Genomic DNA, 16,527 nt, shown 5'->3' with positions numbered 1-16,527 from the left:
TGTGGCTGTTTTGCAATGGTTCGTTGATCTTGGCGCTAGTGTCATGCTTCCTATTATCGTTTTCATCTTTGCCCTTATACTGGGAACGAAGGTAGGAAAAGCTTGTCGCTCAGGATTAACAGTGGGAATTGGATTTATTGGATTAAACCTGGTTATTGGTCTGTTGACAGATAGTCTGGGACCGGCTGCACAGGCAATGGTAGACCATTTCGGGTTGAAATTACATACGATTGATATTGGTTGGCCAGCTACATCAGCCATTTCGTATGGGACGGTTTTAGGCAGTTTGGCAATCCCGATTGGAATTGGTGTAAATAGTTTTTTATTGATGCTTGGATGGACGAAAACATTAAATATTGATCTTTGGAACTACTGGCATTGTGCGTTCACAGGGTCACTTGTCTATTCGATGACAGGTAACTTTGCACTGGGGTTGCTTACGATAATTGTCCATTTATTATTGATTTTTTTATTGGGGGATATCATTGCGAAGGATGTTCATGCATTTTATGGTTTTAAACAGATGACATTCCCCCATGCTGCCTCTGCTCCGTCTTATTTAGTTGCCAAGCCACTAAATTGGTTGTTTGACAGCATACCAGGTTTTAACAAATTGGATGCCAAGCCGGAATCTATCCAAAAAAAGTTAGGAATATTTGGAGATTCAACCGTGATTGGTGTTTTCATTGGGGGACTAATCGGTATTTTGGCAGGCTATTCTATTACGAAAATTTTACAGCTTTCCATGCAAACCGGAGCTATCATGCTATTGATGCCGAAAATGGTTGCACTTTTAATGGAAGGTTTAGCACCCGTTTCCGAAGCAGCAGGACAAATGGTGAAAAAAAGATTTCCTGGACGTGACTTATATATTGGTATGGATAGTGCACTATCTATCGGCCATCCTGCCGTCTTATCCGCTTCACTCCTAATGATCCCACTGACATTACTTTTGGCAGTGATTTTACCGGGTAATCGGGTTCTGCCATTTGGGGATTTGGCAACCATACCATTTTTGATTTGTTTAATGGTACCGGTTTTCAGGGGGAATATTGTACGGACGGTCATTGCAGGTTCTGCCTATATTGCTATTGGACTGTATATTGCGACATGGATAGCGCCATTATTTACAGACACCGCAATCGCAGCTGGATTTGAAACAGGAGGTCATTCAAGCTTTTCTTCATTGGTCGATGGTGCAGTATGGACGACATTCATGTTTATCTCATTCGTAAAAGGACTGAATTGGTATGGAATTGGACTACTCGGGGTTGCCATGCTAATGGGGCTGATTTACGTGAACAAAATAAAAGCCAAACAGTCAGATAAAGGATACGCAAAGGATACGGAGGCAGGATAATGAAAAAGTTATTAATCATGTGCGGGACTGGGATCGCCACATCAACTATGGTCGGTGAGAAGGTGAAAGCATGGTTACGTGAGCAAGAGCTGGAAAGTGAAGTTAATATCTATCAATCTAGTGTTAGTGAAGGGTTTGGGAGAATGAAGGAGTATGACATTGTCGTCTCAACTACCATTGTACCAAACGAAATAAAGGACAGGGTTATTGATGGTATCCCTTTGTTAACAGGTATCGGTACAGAAGAGGTATACCAAAAACTGTTAAGAATAGTTATTCAGGAATAAAACGGAATCGCCTTGCAAGGCCACGGAAAACAATAATAAAAAACACTAGGTGTGCCGCAAACATCATTTATGACTGGTGCCATAAGAAAAAGGAGCGATAATAGATGAGATTTAGTGAACGACTATATGAAAAGGTTAAGCCCATTTGGAAGGATAACCACAATCATCCATTTGTTACGGGTATTGGAGATGGAACGCTTGATAAAGAAAGTTTTCGCCACTATATGATTCAAGACTATGTTTACTTAATCGAATATGCCAAGTTGTTTGCAATTGGAGCATTAAAAGCGAGAGATTTAGAAACTATGGCGAAATTTGCAGAAGTGCTTGATTCAACACTTCACATGGAAATGGACTTACATAGACAGTATGCAAAGAAATTCAATATCTCACCAAAAGAGTTAGAGGAAGCAAAGCCTGCTGCTGTTACTGTGTCTTATACAAACTATATGCTTTCTGTTGGGCAAAGTGGGGGGCTTGCTGAACTTACAACAAGTGTTTTACCGTGTAGTTGGAGCTACGCAGAGATAGGCAAGCGCTTAGCTCAATTACCTGGTGCAACTGAACATCCATTTTATGGTGAATGGGTAAAAATGTATGCCAGTGAAGCATTCCATGCATTAAATGATTGGATGATTGAACTACTAGATCAATTAACAGATGGAAAGCCAGAAAAAGAACTACAATATTTAGAAGAGATTTTCTTATACACTTCTCGCTTTGAATATATGTTTTGGGATATGGCATATAAACAAGAAATGTGGCCAACATCAAATGAAGTAGAAAATTGTTCCTTGTAGGTGGATGGTCGATGCAAGAAGTTCCAACAGTTGTACAACTGAATTGTCAATCCAACATATTTCTGCTATAACCTACTTGGTTGCCAATACTTGGTGGATCATACCAACATACCAGATGAAATGAACCACAAGATCAGCAAACATCCCATTGCTAACAGGTATCGATGTGGATGGAGTATACTAAAAAGTGGTGGAGAAAACTTCACAAAGGTAGAAAAGTGGCCTGTTTCTCCAGACAGGCTTTTTTCCATTGGTATTCTCATGGGGCCATCCCAGAAATTGTTCTGCCTCCCACTATTCATGAATCTGCAGGATGGCGTGAAAGTCTTCTTCCACACTGGGAAAATTCAAATGAATAGTCAACGTTTCAAACTGCCACTGCTACGATGTACGGTAAGGAAGAAACCGTACAGTATCTATGTCCCGATTTACGGTGGAGATAAGGCCTGTATTTTTTGTATGTATTTTTTGTATAAGAAAGATTTCGTATAAGTCTACTAACGCTAATCATTTCATAGCTTTCAACTGTAAATCTCCCTCTACCACATTTGGATCATTTGTAAAAACCATCTGGGTGATCGTTATGAGTGTGAATCCAGCTATTGCTCCACGGCCCTAAAACGTCCATCTAAAAGGTTGATTCTTTACCAAAAATCATTTTTAGTATCAGGCAGATCTTATATGATTCCCAGGCATCCGAATCTACGTTCAACACCTTGAATATTATCATCCCTGTTTATAGTCACATACTTTCTTTTTACATTCTTCTTTTCTTTCTGGAAACCCTGTTTTTTCTCCTAAACTTCTAACGCGAAAGGTCTCTTCATCAATGTCAGCTGAAAAGCCCGCGTTACCATTGACCGTCCCGTCTATCATTAGTCCTCCCACGGGACTTGAATAATCATCATCATCAAATTCGACCGTATCTATATCTATATAATTGTTCCGTATGTAACTTTCGACAGTGTTTTTAGCTGCTGTTATTGTTTCATCGTCAAAATTATCCTTATTGGTATTCACAAAGCATCCTCCTAATAGTATAATAGCAATTAGAATAATATATAAACAGATTATTTTCAAACTAATCACCTCTTACATACAGTTTACAATATAATGGAGTGAATATCCATGGGCAGTTTGACTGAAATGGAAGCTGTAACAATAGCCAAACAATCTTATAAGGAAAATGTGAAAAGTGTTCCTGTAGAAATAAATGGAGATATAATAGAATGGAAAACCAAAGACATCATCGTAGACAAAGATACAGGTCTCAAAGGATACGTCCTTCAAAACAGGGATACGGGTAAAGTGGTGATTAGTTTTGAAGGGACCCAGTTTAATCATGGGGCAGGGCAAATGCTAAATGACATTGGTACAGATGTTTTTGGTGTTGGACTCGGTGGTCAGTCTTATACACAGAATACAGTAAGTGAATACACGGGGTCCCAATTTCAACAAGAAGTAATTGCCAGTGGTCTTGGGGAAGTCGATAAGAAGGGTAATTTCAAGATGATAAATAACAATCAATTTACGAAAGCTACTCCGATTGTCGATGAATATGTTGAGAAATATGGCAAGGATAATATTACATTTACTGGTCACTCACTTGGTGGCGGATTGGCTGAATACTTTGCTGTTAAACATGATACCGATGCAATTACGTTTGCTTCCGCTGCTGTTTATAGTTTGCTAACCGACGAGCAACAGAAACGAGTGAAAAACGGTTATTACAAGGAGAAAATTATTTCCTATACTTATCCAGATGATATTGTAGGAGCATGGTTATATAAACAACCAATTGGAGCAACCTATTATATGAGCGACCCCTTAGAAACATCTATGTTAGGGATTAATACTCACACCATAAATGATAATTATGCCAAGGATAGTTTTTTTGACGAAAATGGGTACTTCAAAGCTGCTCTCTTATACGATGGTGAACTCGGAATACAACTTAAAAATTCTCCGCTTGAAATGAAAAATAATGGTGTTCATGACTTTAGCATAGTCATCCAATCGGAGATCATTAAGTCATTTGCTAAAGACTTGGAAGCGAATACGGATCTAATTAAGAATACGGAGATGGCATTTGTTAACTTTTACGATTATTACATACAGACACTTACAGATATTAAAGGCAAATATTTAAGATTAGTAGGTTCAGGTAATTTTGATAAGTTAACAGCAGCGGATGTGGAAGAAATTTTTCAAGGGTATGGAAAAATGGAAGAAGGAGTACCAATCATATTCGATAAGGAACAATATGAATATATTTTAACAATGTTAAAAAGAGGGAAATCTGATACTGCTGAAATTGGCTTTAACATGAATAAGATGGGAAATAACTTTGAAGAAACAGATCAATTGCTTGCTGACTGGTTGGGTCTCAAATAAAACAGGGAGGGGTGAAAGTATTTGGGGTATGATGGGTATAGTATTGTTGGGGATACAAAACTCAATGATTTTTGGAAGGAACAAATGGAACGAGCTGCCCAAAAAGCAGAACTTAGATCTCGAATAAAAAGTGACATGGAAGATTCCAAACAACTTTTTGAAGCCTATTTGCAGCATAGCTTTGCTACAGGTTCCATACCAGAACATCACAACCAAATCCTTGATAGTATCAACGCTCTTTTCGATGGTAAGGCTAAGCGAGCATTGGAAGAACGATTCAATGATAACATCATAAAGTTGGCGCATACTAATATGGAAATAGAGCTATTCATTGAAACCTTTCACAAGTAAAAAATACCCCCTTCTTCTCACCATAAAACAAGAGGAGTATTTCTCTCGTTTTTCTTACGGTGTGACCGGGTGTAAGTCCTGAGCTGAGATCGTCACATCAACTATGGTCGATGAGAGGGTAAAAGCATGGTTAAATGAGCAAGAGCTGAAAAGTGAAGTCAATATCTATCAATCTAGTGTTAGTGAAGATTTTGAAGAGTAAAGGAGTATGAACATCGTTGTTTTGCCTAAGATCGTACCAGATGAAATGAGGCTGTCATCAACGGTATACTATCGCTAACAGATACCAATGTGAATGGGTATCCGAAAAGTGCAACTACCTTATGTATCAATCGAACCGGACTAAAACTCGATCGAGTACTCCCGAAACTCGATCGAACTAGATACAAAATCAATCAAACAAGCGAAATTCAACCAAGTGTTTTCTGTCTGGACTCTTTCTCAGTAGTCTTGAGCGGTCCCTTTGTCTCCTTAACCCTCTACACACCAAATAGCCCAGTAATCAAAGATATAAATTGCCTTACAATTGGCGGTAAATATCTATTTTTTTCGTAGACCAAATAGACCGTTCTGGAAATGCTGGCATCGTGGATCGTTTTTATTCGGCAATCCGGTTTTTTCGAGAATTTTACATAGTTTTCCGGGACAATCGTAATGCCAAGACCGCTCTCCACTAAACGGCAACCTGTTTCGAACCGTTCAATTTCAAATTGTATGTTGGGTGTTACACCTGCTTTACTGAAGGCATTTAATATATCCGCTCTTGTTTGAAACCCTTCCTTGCAAACAATTAATTTTTTCCCGGCTAACTCCTTCATTTGAAGTTCATTTTTATCTTCTAATTCGTGCCCATACGGGATCAACGCAACCAGCTTTTCTTGATAAAGCGGAATAGCTTCAAATTCCCTATCGTACATGTATTGGTTGGTAATCGCCAACTGAACATCAAAATTGTGAAGCGCGTTTTCTACATCATATAAACTCAATGTTTCCAGCAATCTGACACGTACATCTGGGTGTTGATTTGTAAAAGTAGATAAGATTTTTGGCATAAAAAACATCGTCGATTCAATGAGACCAATGGAGATTTCCATGGGGCCATGCTGCTTCAACCGGGTCATTTCATTGTGAATATGCTCGTAATTGTTTAACAGTTTTTTCGCTTCTTGATATAAGATTTTTCCTTCCTTGGTGACCTGAAAGTGATGTTTCCCACGATCGATTAACGTGAGGCCAAGTTCATGTTCCAATTTTTTAATGGCAGCGCTTAATGATGGTTGTGAAATATGTAATTGATCTGCTGCACGTGTATAGGTTGCTTCTTCCACCAGAGTTATATAGTAGGTTAATTGACGAATATCCATCATATCCTCCTCTTTATAGACGTTACCTATAAAAATATAAAAAATAAGTATTTGTATTTATATGATAGACTATTTATAATTACTAATAAAGTAAATATCTTTAGAAATGGGGTGTAATTATCTATCAGTTGCCCAATCAACAGCTTTGGCAAGGAAGAATTGATACAACTACGAATCGTTCCGGTTTCCGATTGCATCAGGTAATCCAAATACAAGCGGTTGATGATGTGAAAGATAAAGATAATACGTTTAGTTTCATTGGATTTGCAAGTGATGAAGGGGTAAAGAGAAACAAAGGCAGAACAGGAGCGGCGACGGCACCTGATAAGATTCGTACAGAACTTGCCAAGCTCCCATATGGCTATGACCTAAAAACAAAGCTAATCGATGTAGGAAATGTTGTTTGTGAAAATGATGAATTGGAAAAGGCGCAAGAAGAATTGGGAAACCAGATATACAAGCTTTTTCAACAACGTGTTACTCCCATTATTATTGGTGGCGGTCATGAAACCCTGTATGGACATTATTTAGGGGCCAGAAAGCATATTGGACCGGAACGCACATTAGGCATAATTAATATCGATGCTCATTTTGATTTACGCCATGATGAGATACCATCGTCGGGAACCATGTTTAGACAAATTTTAGAACAGGACAAAAGAGCAGGTTATTTATGCTTGGGAATTCAAGAATTTGGGAATACACGACTATTATTTGAAACGGCGGATCGGTTCGGTTGTGCATATGTACAGGCGGATGATATACGACCAGATAATATATGGAGGACGTTGGAAAAAATTGATCTGTTTGCTGGTCAATATGAAGATATTATCGTTACCTTATGTACGGATTCAATCATGGCTTCAGCAGCACCTGGGGTAAGTGCCCCTTCTCCAATGGGATTGGATCCCCAGCTGGTCAAACGGCTATTGAAGTATACGGTAGCCCGAAAAAATGTACGCAGTTTTGATATATCAGAAGTAAATCCTTTGGTGGATGAAAATGGTAAGACTGTTAAACTAGCTGCTTATTTAATAGCAGAAACGATGAAAAGCTTTCATAAGAATTAGTATATCCAATTATTTTGTAAGCGTTTTTAATGATGAAGGGGTGGATAAATATGAAAACGAAAATGCCTGTTACACAATATCGCGGTACCGAATTGCACACAAAAGGATGGATACAGGAAGCGGCCTTAAGGATGTTAAACAATAATTTGAATCCCGAAGTCGCTGAAAATCCGGATGAATTGGTCGTGTACGGCGGAATTGGAAAGGCCGCAAGAAATTGGGAATGCTATGAGGCGATTGTAAAGGAATTAAAGCAATTGGAAGAGGATGAAACATTGCTTATTCAATCGGGAAAACCAGTCGCGGTATTTCGTTCGCATAAAAACGCACCAAAAGTGTTAATTGCAAACTCTAATCTTGTGCCTGCCTGGGCCAATTGGGATCATTTTAACGAATTGGATCAAAGAGGCTTGATGATGTATGGGCAAATGACTGCAGGCAGCTGGATTTATATCGGCAGTCAGGGGATTGTTCAAGGAACGTATGAAACGTTTGCGGAATGTGGACGGCAACATTTTAATGGCAATTTAAAAGGAACGATTACCGTTACCGCTGGATTAGGTGGCATGGGTGGCGCCCAGCCTTTAGCCGTTACTTTAAACGAAGGGGTTGCTATTTGTATTGAAGTAGACCAGCATCGCATTGATCGTCGGTTGGAAACAAAATATTTGGATACACAAGCAAGTGATTTGGAAGACGCGATTCAAAAGGCTATAGAAGCAAGGGATAAAGGAGAGGCCTTGTCGATTGGTTTGCTTGGTAATGCGGCGGAAATTTTACCACAAATGTTGGAAAAAGGTTTTGTCCCAGATGTATTGACGGACCAGACATCTGCCCACGATCCGAAAAATGGCTATGTACCAGTTGGAATGAGCTTGAAAAAGGCCAATCAGCTAAGAAACAGTGATCCCGATACCTATACTGCACGTTCAAGGCAAAGTATCGCCCGGCATGTAGAGGCGATGTTACGGATGCAACAGGCTGGTGCCATTACGTTTGATTATGGTAACAATATTCGCCAGGTTGCAAAAGATGAAGGGGTGGCCAATGCGTTTGATTTTCCGGGATTTGTACCTGCCTATATCCGGCCACAATTTTGTGAGGGTAAAGGACCATTCCGCTGGGTGGCGTTATCTGGTGATCCGGAAGATATTTATAAAACGGATGAAGTAATTTTGCGGGAATTTAGCGAAAATGAATCGCTTTGTAAATGGATCAAAATGGCTCAGGAAAAAATCAGTTTTCAAGGACTGCCATCACGTATTTGCTGGCTGGGATATGGCGAGCGTGCCCGGTTTGGCAAAATCATTAATGATCTGGTTGCAAGTGGGGAAATCAAGGCACCGATTGTCATTGGACGTGACCATTTGGATTCCGGTTCCGTAGCATCGCCAAATCGGGAAACGGAAGGTATGAAAGATGGAAGCGATGCTGTTGCCGACTGGCCAATCTTAAATGCCTTGATTAATAGTGTTGGTGGCGCGAGCTGGGTCAGTGTCCATCATGGTGGCGGTGTTGGAATGGGTTATTCACTACATGCCGGAATGGTGATCGTTGCGGATGGTACCAAGGATGCAGAAGAGCGGTTGGAACGAGTACTAACTACTGATCCGGGAATGGGAATCGCAAGGCATGTGGACGCAGGTTATGAACTTGCTGAGAAAACAGCACGAGAAAAAGGGGTTCAAATCCCAATGCTTAAGGGAGAGAAATAGTATGTCACAAGCGTTATTTATTAAACATGGAGCACAGGTTATTACGATGAAAGGTCACTCCGATAATCCAGCGAAGAAAAGTGCTATGCGAGATCTTGATATTATTGAAGATGGTGCCGTTCTTATCCAGGACGGCACAATCAAAGCGGTTGGCACGACACAAGAGATCAGAGGAAAATTTCCAAATGAGGTTGCCCAGGCCAAACATATTGATGCAACAAATAAGCTGGTCACCCCTGGATTAATTGATCCGCATACTCATCTGGTGCATGCAGGAACGAGAGAGAATGAGTATGCTATGCGGTTGAAAGGGAAAACGTATATGGAAATTATGAATGCTGGTGGGGGTATTCATGCGACAACCCGTGCGACAAAAGCGGCTGACTTTGATCAATTATATGATGAATCCCAAAAAAGGCTCAACACGATGTTGGAACATGGGGTAACTACAGTAGAGGCAAAAAGTGGCTATGGCTTATCATGGGATGATGAGCGAAAACAGCTTGAGGTTGCCAAAAAATTGAATGATAATCATGTGATTGATATTGTTTCAACATTTATGGGTGCACACGCTGTTCCCCTGGAAGAGAAGCATAATCCAGAAGTTTTTGTAGAACGGGTTATTCAGGAGATGATTCCTAAAGTTGCCGAAGAAAAATTGGCTGTGTTCAATGATGTGTTTTGTGAACGTGGTGTTTTCACTCCGGATCAATCAAGACGAATTTTGGAAGCCGGTAAAGAATATGGACTGATTCCAAAAATTCATGCGGATGAAATTGAACCGTATGGAGGCGCAGAACTCGCAGCTGAAGTCGGGGCGATTTCCGCCGATCATTTACTAAAAGCCTCTGAAAAAGGCATTCAACAAATGGCTGAAAAGGATGTGATTGGTGTACTACTTCCTGGAACGGCATTCTTTTTAATGGCCGAATTTGCCCAAGCACGAAAAATGATTGATCAAGGGGTGCCTGTAGCTCTTTCTACCGATGCCAATCCCGGCTCATCACCAACCTTGTCGCTGCAATTTATTATGAATTTAGGCTGTTTAAAAATGGGAATGACACCGGAAGAGGTATTAACGGCAACAACCATCAATGCCGCACACGCTATCAATCGTGCGGATGTAGTTGGTAGCTTGGAAGTTGGGAAAAAAGCGGATATTGCTATTTTTGATGTGGGAAATTATTACATGTTGTCGTATCAGTATGGGATGAATCATATTGATACGGTGATTAAGGAAGGTAGGGAAGTGGTTGATGGAAAAAAGCCGTTAGTAGTTTAAATATACAAGGGGATAGATAGTAAGTTTAGATTGATTTACTCGTAGTAGGGAGCAGCAAGCGAAAGGAATGGTTATATATATGGATAAAACTGAAAAGAAAATTTCGTTCGGCTTGGCTATTATCCCCTTTCTTGTCATGATTATCGCAATGACATTTGTGATTATTGTATTTGATGGGGATCCACATATCCCAATCCTATTTGGGGCAATTACTGCTGGATTCATTGCCTGGTTGTGTGGGTATTCTTGGATAGAGTTGGAAAAGTTCATTTATCAAGGCATTACCAAGGTTTTACCTGCAGTAGTAATTTTAATTTTGGTCGGTCTGATCATTAGTGCCTGGATTGGTGGAGGAATTGTGACAACAATGATTTATTATGGTTTGAAAATCATCACACCATCCTTCTTTTTACCTGCTATGCTAATTATTAGTTCCGTCGTAACAGTAATGATTGGGAGTTCATGGTCGACGATTGGAACAATTGGTGTGGCGGGAATGGGAATTGGTATCAGTATGGGTATTCCTCCAGCCATGATTGTTGGGGCGATTGTTTCGGGTGCGTTTTTTGGGGATAAAATGTCACCGCTTTCGGATACGACAGTTCTTGCATCCGGAATTGCGGGTACAACCTTGTCGCAGCATATTAAACATATGCTGTACACCACAATTCCGGCATACATTATTGCGCTGATTGTCTATGTAATAATGGGAATGAAATTTGCGGGAAATGCGGTTGATACTCACGTAATTGATGGTGTAATGATAAGCCTGCAAGATAATTTTGTGATCTCTCCTTGGCTGTTACTTATACCACTAGCGGTGATACTTCTAGTATTTAAAAAAGTACCTGCACTTCCTGCATTAACGGTGGGTATTATTTTGGGATTTCTGGTGGATATTTTTGTCCAAGGTGGTTCTGTTGGAGAAGCAGTGAATGCGTTACAAGGCGGCTATGAAATTGAAACGCAAAACGAGACAGTGAATAACCTATTAAATCAAGGTGGATTGGATTCCATGATGTACACTGTATCGTTAGCAATGGTTGCGATGATATTTGGCGGATTTATGGAGAGCACAGGTATGTTATCAACTATTGTCGAACAAATTTTGAAAGTGGCTAAAACGGCAAGAACTTTATGCGCAACCACTGTTGTTACTTCTTTTTTCATGAATGTCATTACAGCAGAACAATATATATCCATCATTATTCCAGGTAGAATGTATGCAAGCTCATATATGGAAAAGAGGTTAGATCCGAAAAATTTATCCCGGGCCCTTGAAGACGGTGGAACAGTTACTTCACCATTAGTACCGTGGAGTACAGATGCAATATTCGTTATGAGTACCTTGGGTATAAGCGCATGGGCTTATGCTCCCTATGCTGTATTAAACTATTGTGTTCCTGTTATATCCATTATTTTCTCTTTGTTTGGTTTTTCAATTGTATATAAGAAAAAACAAGCTAACGAAAAAAAGAACGAAGATGAAAGTATGGATGTAAGTTTATGAAAACTATGATTAACGAAATTGGAAAGTAGGTTGGTCCAATTTTATAGCTGGATGGAAGAGAACTTATCAAAATTGGATTAGAAGAGAGAAAAGTCTATATTTCAGTCTAATGTTCAGATTATTCTTCATAATACAACAAATGGAGTATAATATTTGAATATAATAGTTATTAGCTATTAGTTTTCTGATTATAAAAGGAGAACGCTTACATGAGGAAGCCCTCTATAGGAAAAATAGCAGCATTATTGGCAATGCTGGATGAGAATGAACCAATGCCCTTAGTATTGGATGAAAAAGATATCAGTATATGTCTGGGAAAAGTTGGATCGATGAATATGCAAAAGGTTATTTCGGCTGTTGAAACAGCGGTAAAAAGAAATGGTTTAATTCAGGAAGAGGTATACCGCGAGACACATGCGTTGTATCATGCAATCATGGAAGCGCTGGAAGGTGTAACAAGAGGACAGCTTGCAATCGGTGATATGATGCGAACAGTGGGACTTCGTTTTGCTATCGTTCGCTCAAGACCATATCCAAACGAAATTGAGGGTGAATGGATTGCAGTTGCATTTTATGGAACCATTGGTGCTCCAGTAAAAGGTTTGGAGCATGAGGCACTCGGTTTGGGAATTAACCATATCTAATAATTATATGTCATGACCTATAGTAACGAGTTGTTAGGGGGTGATGATGGCTTATTTTGTGATGCCATGGTCACCTCCTTTTTGTTATTAAAAGTTTAAAAAAATGTAATGATAGAGAGGGAGGAGCCCATCATGATTAAATTAACCGGTGAAACATTAACCATTGAGCAATTAAAGGAAATTCTTATCAATCAAGAAGATGTATCTATTTCAAATGAAAGTATGCATAAGGTTAGCAATAGCAGATCTGCTGTAGAGCAAATAGTTTCTGATAAAAAGACTGTATATGGGATCACTACAGGTTTTGGCAAATTTAGTGATGTGATGATTAAGCAAGAAGATGTAGAAGATTTACAACTAAATTTAATTCATTCACATGCCTGTGGTATTGGTGATCCTTTTCCGGAAATTGTTTCAAGAGCTATGATGGTACTGCGCTTAAATGCATTATTAAAAGGATTTTCAGGTATACGTCCAGTTGTAGTGGAAACCTTGGCTGAGTTGATTAATAAACGGGTACATCCTGTTATTCCGCAACAAGGCTCCTTGGGGGCTTCCGGTGATTTGGCTCCACTGGCTCACCTTACACTCGTTTTAATTGGTGAGGGTAAAGTCTTTAATGAATCTGGGGCACCTGTTGATGCAGCGGCTGTTTTAAATGAAAAAGGCATTCAGCCAATTGTGTTACAAGCGAAAGAGGGGCTGGCGCTGATAAATGGTACACAAGCAATGGTAGCCATGGGGGTTGTGAATTATATAGAAGCCGAGCAGCTTGCTTATGACAGCGAATGGATTGCGGCAATGACCATAGAGGGGTTGGAAGGAATTATTGATGCGTTTAATCCTGCTGTTCATGAAGTAAGAGGTTATCCACAACAAATTACTGTAGCCAGCAGATTAACGGATTGGTTACAAGGAAGCCAGCTGACTACCCGTCAAGGAGAAAAGCGGGTACAAGATGCGTATTCATTACGTTGCATTCCGCAAGTACATGGAGCATCGTGGCAAGCGCTGGATTATGTGAAGGAGAAACTGGAGATCGAAGCAAATGCTGCTACGGATAACCCACTTATTTTTGATGGAGGAGAAGTTGTTATATCAGGGGGGAATTTCCATGGCCAACCAATTGCTTTAGCTATGGATTTCCTAAAGATCGCAGTGGCTGAATTAGCAAATATATCTGAGAGACGTATTGAACGATTAGTTAATCCGCAATTAAATGATTTACCACCATTTCTTAGTTCACACCCGGGGCTTCAGTCAGGTGCCATGATTATGCAATATGCGGCTGCATCGCTTGTATCCGAAAATAAAACGTTAGCACATCCGGCAAGTGTTGATTCTATTCCATCATCAGCCAATCAGGAAGATCATGTAAGCATGGGGACAATTGGATCCAGACATGCTTCGATGATTGTACAAAACGCACGTCGTGTTTTAGCAATTGAATGTATTTGCGCTCTTCAAGCGGTGGAACATAGGGGAACGAAAAATATCTCACCTAAATTGTTTAAGAAATTGGAACAAATTCGTGAAGTGGTTCCAAGTATAACAATGGACAGAGTATTCTCGAAGGATATAGAGAACTTGAGTAAGAAGTTGAATCCGTTGATGGGTGAGTGGACTGATGAAAATGCAGGGAAAAGGGACGCTGTTAAAAGCTATGTCCTGACTTAAGAGTATTTAAAGTTAATTTGGTAACGAATCATTATTTCGTAATAAAGGCATTCGTGAATGTATGTATTTCAATAAGTAGAGAATAGGAAGCTTTCCCTAGATAATCGGAACATGAGGATAAGCTTCCTGTCCCTCTCACCTGGAAACATACCTATTCCCAGGTATCCAGAAACGAAGTGGATAATCTTTTGCTTCACCTGCATTACCAATTCCAATTCGTTTTCCTTGGGTAATCCGTGATGGTGCTATACCTTTGGCGATGAAAAGTGGTGGTTCATATAGTGTTCTCCCGTAATCCTTCATGCTAATTCCCAATGCTTTCGTCAGTTTACCCGGGCCGCTCGTCAAGTTTTGCATTTTTTCTACAGGTCTTCTTTTTAGCATCAGATCAATGCCACTGTACGGCTCCACAGCCCGGATCAGGACAGATTCCGGTGCCCCTTCTCCGCCGCTAACCACGTTAATCAGGCAGTGGGTATGCATCGTATGTGTGTATGCTAGCCCAGCGCTGCCAAACATAACTTCCGTCCGCTTCGTTCTGCGATTTTGATAACTATGTGCGGCCCGGTCAGTTGAACCAAGATAGGCTTCAGTTTCAACAATGACCCCTGAAGCGGTTCCATCTTCTGTTTCATGAACAAGTAGACATCCAAGCAATGCTTTTGCCAGTTTAAGGGTAGGTTGCTGGTAGAAGGATGGAGGGAGGGGCGTGAATAAATTATCTATTTCCATTTTTTTACTCCTCCCATGTGGTGCATCACTCCTAATATAACATGCTCTATAATTGGTGTACCATGTACTTGTTAAATGAATGTTGATCACTTTATTATTTCACCTTTTATTACAGCCCTTATCGTTTTCTTTTTAAAAAAAGATTTGATAATGTATGTAACATTATAGCAATAATAAGGGAGAGACACATTCGCATGATACTTGATGCTATTTTCATCTAGTGAGAAAACTCAGATAAGCTATTGTGGCGTTCATGTCTTATAAAATGGAGGTGGGTACGATGGAAATCAAGCATCTGCAATATTTTTTGGAAGTGATACATACAAGAAGCTTTACGCATGCCGCGGAAAATTTGTATATTACCCAGCCGGCGTTAAGCAGAATTATTAAGTCATTGGAGAATGAAATCGGAACGCCATTATTCATACGATCACGGAAGGAATTGATTGTCACGGATGGTGGTTGGGTTTTATACAAATATGCAAAGGAAATTGAGAAGCAATTCCGGGATTTGCAAACGGAACTTGGCAATCTGCAGACATTGAAAAAAGGTCACATTAGGATTGGGCTGCCTACAGTTACGAATTCCTCCTTTTTCTCCCAATTAATAGGCTCTTTTCATCATGAGTATCCAGAGGTTACATTTCAACTGGAAGAGGACGGTTCCAGACGAATTGAAGAGAAAGTTATGTATGATCAGTTGGATTTTGGCGTGATGGTACTGCCAACAAAAAATGATGGAATAGATTATTTCACTTTTGTTAATGAAAGTTTGAATGTCGTGATGCCTTCTTCTCATCCATTATCGGAGGCATCGGAAATTTCCTTAGAAAAGTTAAAAGATGAGACATTTATTTTGTTCAATCAAGATTTTTCATTGCGAAACGTAGTACTGGAAGCTTGCCAGGAGGCTGGTTTTGAGCCAAAGGTGATATCCGAAACGTCTCAACTCGACTTTATTGAGGATATGGTTGCTTCTGGTTTAGGTATTACCCTTTTGCCAGAATCTACTAGTATGGAGTTGACCAGTGAAATACAAACCATTCCGGTGACTGATCCAACAATTGATTGGAATCTGGCAATTATATGGAAAGGGGATAATTATTTGCCCCAGATTAATAAGGAATTTATTCGTTTTGCGAAAGAGAAATTAACGATAGACGACTGATTGGCTTGCCTGAGAAAGGATTCCATGTAGAATTGGTGTCCTTTTCTTCGTTTAAGAAACAAAGCGTTTCCATGATATTTTGTTATCATCCCCATGTCAAACTGGCATTTTACAGCTAGAAGAACCCGGAATATAATATTTGACGTACCGGTTTTAAAGAACGAAACCTATTG

Annotated in this window: 15 protein-coding genes; 12 read left to right on the top strand and 3 right to left on the bottom strand. The window is 39.8% G+C overall.

Annotated features, from left to right (window positions below; all coding sequences use genetic code 11):
• Position 1: 1 nt before the first annotated feature.
• The 3 genes from ABRT01_RS01550 to tenA all read left to right on the top strand — a co-directional run bounded on the left by ABRT01_RS01550 (position 2) and on the right by tenA (position 2,447).
• Complete coding sequence (locus ABRT01_RS01550) at positions 2-1,360, top strand: PTS galactitol transporter subunit IIC (RefSeq protein WP_269411571.1); 1,359 nt, start codon at positions 2-4, stop codon at positions 1,358-1,360.
• Positions 1,360-1,647 (top strand): PTS sugar transporter subunit IIB, encoded by a 288-nt coding sequence (locus ABRT01_RS01545; RefSeq protein WP_269411572.1) that lies wholly within the window; start codon positions 1,360-1,362, stop codon positions 1,645-1,647. Before ABRT01_RS01550 ends, ABRT01_RS01545 begins: the two co-directional genes overlap by 1 nt.
• Before the next feature lie 104 nt (positions 1,648-1,751).
• Positions 1,752-2,447, top strand: a complete 696-nt coding sequence (gene tenA, locus ABRT01_RS01540) for a thiaminase II (RefSeq protein WP_269411573.1) — start codon at positions 1,752-1,754, stop codon at positions 2,445-2,447.
• A gap of 726 nt (positions 2,448-3,173) precedes the next feature.
• Here the strand turns inward: tenA and ABRT01_RS01535 are convergent.
• Positions 3,174-3,467 (bottom strand): hypothetical protein, encoded by a 294-nt coding sequence (locus tag ABRT01_RS01535; RefSeq protein WP_269411574.1) that lies wholly within the window; start codon positions 3,465-3,467, stop codon positions 3,174-3,176.
• Positions 3,468-3,575: 108 nt separating this feature from the next.
• Between ABRT01_RS01535 and ABRT01_RS01530 the strand changes: the two genes are divergently transcribed.
• Together ABRT01_RS01530 and ABRT01_RS01525 are read left to right on the top strand one after the other, a co-directional pair.
• Entirely contained in the window at positions 3,576-4,841 is a 1,266-nt protein-coding gene (locus tag ABRT01_RS01530; RefSeq protein WP_269411575.1) for a Tle-like phospholipase domain-containing protein, read from the top strand.
• A gap of 21 nt (positions 4,842-4,862) precedes the next feature.
• Entirely contained in the window at positions 4,863-5,192 is a 330-nt protein-coding gene (locus ABRT01_RS01525; protein WP_269411576.1) for a hypothetical protein, read from the top strand.
• A gap of 479 nt (positions 5,193-5,671) precedes the next feature.
• On the opposite strand, the gene ABRT01_RS01520 is transcribed toward ABRT01_RS01525, so the two are convergent.
• A complete protein-coding gene (locus ABRT01_RS01520) occupies positions 5,672-6,556 on the bottom strand; it encodes a LysR family transcriptional regulator (protein ID WP_367746147.1) in 885 nt (294 codons plus the stop codon).
• 119 nt (positions 6,557-6,675) lie between these two features.
• Here ABRT01_RS01520 and hutG point away from each other — a divergent pair, with 119 nt between their 5' ends.
• The 6 genes from hutG (at position 6,676) to hutH (ending at position 14,454) form a co-directional block, all read left to right on the top strand.
• Entirely contained in the window at positions 6,676-7,626 is a 951-nt protein-coding gene (gene hutG / locus ABRT01_RS01515; protein WP_269412475.1) for a formimidoylglutamase, read from the top strand.
• 50 nt (positions 7,627-7,676) lie between these two features.
• Positions 7,677-9,341 (top strand): urocanate hydratase, encoded by a 1,665-nt coding sequence (gene hutU, locus ABRT01_RS01510; RefSeq protein WP_269411578.1) that lies wholly within the window; start codon positions 7,677-7,679, stop codon positions 9,339-9,341.
• Between the two features lies 1 nt (position 9,342).
• A complete protein-coding gene (gene hutI / locus ABRT01_RS01505; RefSeq protein ID WP_367746145.1) occupies positions 9,343-10,623 on the top strand; it encodes an imidazolonepropionase in 1,281 nt (426 codons plus the stop codon).
• A gap of 79 nt (positions 10,624-10,702) precedes the next feature.
• Positions 10,703-12,133 carry a Na+/H+ antiporter NhaC gene (gene nhaC, locus ABRT01_RS01500; RefSeq protein WP_367746144.1) on the top strand — a complete coding sequence of 477 codons (1,431 nt, stop codon included), beginning with the start codon at positions 10,703-10,705 and terminating at the stop codon, positions 12,131-12,133.
• Positions 12,134-12,342: 209 nt separating this feature from the next.
• Positions 12,343-12,777: a histidine utilization transcription antiterminator HutP gene (gene hutP / locus ABRT01_RS01495; protein WP_269411581.1), complete on the top strand. Its 435-nt coding sequence runs from the start codon at positions 12,343-12,345 to the stop codon at positions 12,775-12,777.
• Between the two features lie 132 nt (positions 12,778-12,909).
• A complete protein-coding gene (hutH, locus tag ABRT01_RS01490) occupies positions 12,910-14,454 on the top strand; it encodes a histidine ammonia-lyase (RefSeq protein WP_269411582.1) in 1,545 nt (514 codons plus the stop codon).
• 135 nt (positions 14,455-14,589) lie between these two features.
• Here hutH and ABRT01_RS01485 read toward each other — a convergent pair whose 3' ends face one another.
• The gene (locus ABRT01_RS01485) at positions 14,590-15,186 is read right to left on the bottom strand and encodes a DNA-3-methyladenine glycosylase (protein WP_367746143.1); all 597 of its coding nucleotides are present in this window, start codon (positions 15,184-15,186) and stop codon (positions 14,590-14,592) included.
• A gap of 280 nt (positions 15,187-15,466) precedes the next feature.
• Here ABRT01_RS01485 and ABRT01_RS01480 point away from each other — a divergent pair, with 280 nt between their 5' ends.
• Entirely contained in the window at positions 15,467-16,354 is an 888-nt protein-coding gene (locus tag ABRT01_RS01480) for a LysR family transcriptional regulator (RefSeq protein ID WP_367746142.1), read from the top strand.
• Positions 16,355-16,527 lie beyond the last annotated feature (173 nt).

It is taken from the genome of Lentibacillus sp. L22, from assembly GCF_040812445.1.
In the GTDB taxonomy this organism is placed as follows: Bacteria; Bacillota; Bacilli; order Bacillales; family Amphibacillaceae; genus Lentibacillus_C; species Lentibacillus_C daqui.
The sequence above is the reverse complement of the archived record's forward strand: the minus strand, read 5'-3'. Positions and strand labels throughout refer to the sequence as shown.

What these genes read in the sequence shown, in the direction of transcription:
- hutI (WP_367746145.1), top strand. Translation starts at nt 9,343, where the DNA reads ATGTCACAAGCGTTATTTATTAAACATGGAGCACAGGTTATTACGATG.
- hutP (WP_269411581.1), top strand. Translation starts at nt 12,343, where the DNA reads ATGAGGAAGCCCTCTATAGGAAAAATAGCAGCATTATTGGCAATGCTG.
- hutU (WP_269411578.1), top strand. Translation starts at nt 7,677, where the DNA reads ATGAAAACGAAAATGCCTGTTACACAATATCGCGGTACCGAATTGCAC.
- ABRT01_RS01545 (WP_269411572.1), top strand. Translation starts at nt 1,360, where the DNA reads ATGAAAAAGTTATTAATCATGTGCGGGACTGGGATCGCCACATCAACT.
- nhaC (WP_367746144.1), top strand. Translation starts at nt 10,703, where the DNA reads ATGGATAAAACTGAAAAGAAAATTTCGTTCGGCTTGGCTATTATCCCC.
- ABRT01_RS01530 (WP_269411575.1), top strand. Translation starts at nt 3,576, where the DNA reads ATGGGCAGTTTGACTGAAATGGAAGCTGTAACAATAGCCAAACAATCT.
- ABRT01_RS01485 (WP_367746143.1), bottom strand. Translation starts at nt 15,186, where the DNA reads ATGGAAATAGATAATTTATTCACGCCCCTCCCTCCATCCTTCTACCAG.
- ABRT01_RS01480 (WP_367746142.1), top strand. Translation starts at nt 15,467, where the DNA reads ATGGAAATCAAGCATCTGCAATATTTTTTGGAAGTGATACATACAAGA.
- ABRT01_RS01520 (WP_367746147.1), bottom strand. Translation starts at nt 6,556, where the DNA reads ATGGATATTCGTCAATTAACCTACTATATAACTCTGGTGGAAGAAGCA.
- tenA (WP_269411573.1), top strand. Translation starts at nt 1,752, where the DNA reads ATGAGATTTAGTGAACGACTATATGAAAAGGTTAAGCCCATTTGGAAG.
- hutH (WP_269411582.1), top strand. Translation starts at nt 12,910, where the DNA reads ATGATTAAATTAACCGGTGAAACATTAACCATTGAGCAATTAAAGGAA.